Source organism: Streptomyces sp. NRRL B-24085 (assembly GCF_001282115.1).
Taxonomy (GTDB): Bacteria; Actinomycetota; Actinomycetes; order Streptomycetales; family Streptomycetaceae; genus Streptomyces.
In genome coordinates, this window is record NZ_LJBR01000275.1 from 1 (window position 1) to 3,683 (window position 3,683).

Annotated in this window: 1 protein-coding gene; it reads left to right on the top strand. The window is 71.4% G+C overall.

Going from position 1 to position 3,683, the window contains the following annotated elements; genetic code table 11:
* Positions 1 to 180 precede the first annotated feature (180 nt).
* Positions 181 to 3,683 (top strand): transcription-repair coupling factor (gene mfd / locus AOJ26_RS27805; protein ID WP_053851111.1); only part of this gene is annotated, 3,503 nt, incomplete at its 3' end.

Consider the following 3,683-nt stretch of genomic DNA (forward strand, 5'->3'; position numbering starts at 1 on the left):
GTCCACAGGGGGCGGGGGTTCGTCGCTGTCCACAGGGCACCCGGGGTGCGGCGGGGTTGTCCACAGGCTCCGGCGGTCGGGCCGACGCCGTCGTAGGCTGGAGACCCCCCGGCCCTTCGTTGTGTCGGGCCCTTCGCGTTGCCCACCCCACAGAAACCCCCCGGACGAAAGCCGCCCCGAATGAGCCTGCACGGTCTGCTCGACGCCGTCGTCAAGGACCCCGCCCTCGCGGAAGCGATCACGGCGGCCCAGGACGGCAACCGCATGCACGTCGACCTGGTCGGCCCCCCGGCGGCCCGCCCCTTCGCGATCGCCGCGCTCGCGCGTGAGGCCGGCCGTCCGGTGCTCGCGGTGACGGCCACGGGCCGCGAGGCCGAGGACCTGGCCGCCGCCCTGCGTTCCCTGCTCCCCTCCGAGGGGATCGTGGAGTACCCGTCCTGGGAGACCCTCCCGCACGAGCGCCTCAGCCCCCGCTCCGACACCGTCGGCCGCCGGCTGGCCGTCCTGCGGCGCCTGGCCCACCCGCGCCCCGACGATCCCGAGACCGGCCCCGTCTCCGTGGTCGTCGCGCCCGTCCGGTCCGTGCTCCAGCCGCAGGTCAAGGGCCTCGGCGACCTGGAACCCGTGGCCCTGCGCACCGGTCAGACCGCCGACCTGAACCAGATCGTGGAAGCCCTCGCCGCCGCCGCGTACGCGCGCGTGGAGCTCGTCGAGAAGCGCGGCGAGTTCGCCGTACGAGGAGGCATCCTCGACGTCTTCCCGCCCACCGAGGAACACCCCCTGCGCATCGAGTTCTGGGGCGACGACGTCGAGGAGATCCGCTACTTCAAGGTCGCCGACCAGCGCTCCCTGGAGGTCGCCGAACACGGCCTGTGGGCCCCGCCCTGCCGCGAACTGCTCCTGACGGACGAGGTCCGCGCACGCGCGCGTGCCCTCGCCGAGGAGCACCCGGAGCTCGGCGAACTGCTCGGCAGGATCGCCGAGGGGATCGCCGTGGAGGGCATGGAGTCGCTGGCTCCCGTCCTCGTCGACGACATGGAGCTCCTGATCGACGTCCTGCCCAAGGGCGCCATGGCCGTCGTGTGCGACCCGGAGCGGGTGCGCACGCGCGCGTCCGACCTCGTGGCCACCTCGCAGGAGTTCCTCCAGGCGTCCTGGGCGGCCACCGCGGGCGGCGGCGAGGCACCCATCGACGTCGGCGCGGCCTCCCTGTGGTCGATCGCCGACGTCCGCGACCGCGCACGCGAACTGGACATGATGTGGTGGTCGGTGTCGCCGTTCGCGGCGGACCTCGAACTGGAGGCGGACACCCTCAAGCTCGGCATGCACGCGCCCGAGACCTACCGCGGCGACACCGCCAAGGCGCTCGCCGACACCAAGGGCTGGCTCGCCGACGGCTGGCGCGCGGTCTTCGTGACCGAGGCGCACGGCCCCGCGGCCCGTACCGTCGAGGTGCTCGGCGGCGAGGGCATCGCGGCCCGCCTCGATGCGGAACTCACCTCCCTGAGCCCGTCCGTCGTGCACGTGGCGTGCGGCTCCATCGAGTACGGCTTCGTCGACCCGGCGCTCAGACTCGCCGTCCTCACCGAGACCGACCTGACCGGGCAGAAGGCGGCCGGCAAGGACGGCGCCCGGATGCCCGCCCGGCGGCGCAAGACGATCGACCCGCTCACCCTGGAGGCGGGCGACTACATCGTCCACGAGCAGCACGGCGTGGGCCGCTACATCGAGATGGTCCAGCGGACCGTGCAGGGCGCCACGCGCGAGTACCTCGTCGTCGAGTACGCCCCCGCCAAGCGCGGCCAGCCCGGCGACCGGCTCTACATCCCCACCGACCAGCTGGAGCAGATCACCAAGTACGTCGGCGGCGAGGCGCCCACGCTGCACCGGCTCGGCGGCGCCGACTGGACGAAGACCAAGGCGCGCGCGAAGAAGGCCGTCAAGGAGATCGCGGCCGACCTGATCAAGCTGTACAGCGCGCGGATGGCGGCCCCCGGGCACACCTTCGGCCCGGACACCCCGTGGCAGCGGGAGCTGGAGGACGCCTTCCCGTACGCGGAGACGCCCGACCAGCTCACCACCATCGCCGAGGTCAAGGAGGACATGGAGAAGTCGGTCCCGATGGACCGCCTGATCTGCGGCGACGTCGGCTACGGCAAGACGGAGATCGCGGTCAGGGCCGCCTTCAAGGCCGTGCAGGACGGCAAGCAGGTGGCCGTACTCGTCCCGACGACCCTGCTGGTGCAGCAGCACTTCGGGACGTTCAGCGAGCGGTACTCCCAGTTCCCCGTGGTCGTGAAGGCGCTCAGCCGCTTCCAGACCGACACCGAGGCGAAGGCCGTCCTGGAGGGCCTGCGGGAAGGCTCGGTGGACGTCGTCATCGGCACCCACCGGCTGTTCTCCTCGGAGACCAAGTTCAAGGACCTCGGCCTGGTCATCGTCGACGAGGAGCAGCGCTTCGGCGTCGAGCACAAGGAGCAGCTCAAGAAGCTCCGCGCCAACGTCGACGTGCTGACCATGTCCGCCACCCCGATCCCGCGCACCCTGGAGATGGCGGTCACCGGCATCCGCGAGATGTCGACGATCACCACGCCCCCGGAGGAGCGCCACCCGGTGCTCACCTTCGTCGGGCCGTACGAGGAGAAGCAGATCGGCGCGGCCATCCGCCGTGAACTGCTGCGCGAGGGCCAGGTCTTCTACATCCACAACCGGGTCGAGTCGATCGACCGGGCGGCTTCCCGGCTGCGCGAGATCGTCCCCGAGGCACGTATCGCGACCGCCCACGGCCAGATGTCGGAGCAGGCCCTGGAGCAGGTCGTCGTCGACTTCTGGGAGAAGAAGTTCGACGTGCTGGTGTCGACCACGATCGTCGAGTCGGGCATCGACATCTCCAACGCGAACACCCTGATCGTGGAGCGCGGCGACAACTTCGGCCTGTCCCAGCTCCACCAGCTCCGCGGCCGGGTGGGCCGTGGCCGCGAGCGGGGCTACGCGTACTTCCTGTACCCGCCGGAGAAGCCGCTGACCGAGACCGCGCACGAACGGCTCGCGACGATCGCCCAGCACACCGAGATGGGCGCGGGCATGTACGTCGCGATGAAGGACCTGGAGATCCGCGGCGCGGGCAACCTCCTCGGCGGCGAACAGTCCGGGCACATCGCGGGCGTCGGCTTCGACCTGTACGTCCGCATGGTCGGCGAGGCCGTCGCGGACTACCGGGCCTCCCTGGAGGGCGGTGTCGAGGAGGAGCCGCCGCTGGAGGTCAAGATCGAGCTCCCGGTCGACGCGCACGTCCCGCACGACTACGCGCCGGGCGAGCGGCTGCGCCTGCAGGCCTACCGTGCGATCGCCTCGGTGAACACCGAGGAGGACATCAAGGCGGTACGCGAGGAACTCGTCGACCGCTACGGCAAGTTGCCCGAGCCGGTGGAGAACCTGCTGCTGGTGGCGGGCCTTCGGATGCTGGCCCGCGCGTGCGGCGTCGGCGAGATCGTCCTCCAGGGGACCAACATCCGCTTCGCGCCGGTGGAGTTGCGGGAGTCGCAGGAACTGCGGGTCAAGCGGCTCTACCCGGGCACCGTCATCAAGCCGGCCGCCCACCAGGTGCTGGTGCCGCGGCCGAAGACGGCGAAGGTGGGGGGAAAGCCGTTGGTCGGGCGGGAGTTGCTCGGATGGGTGGGGGA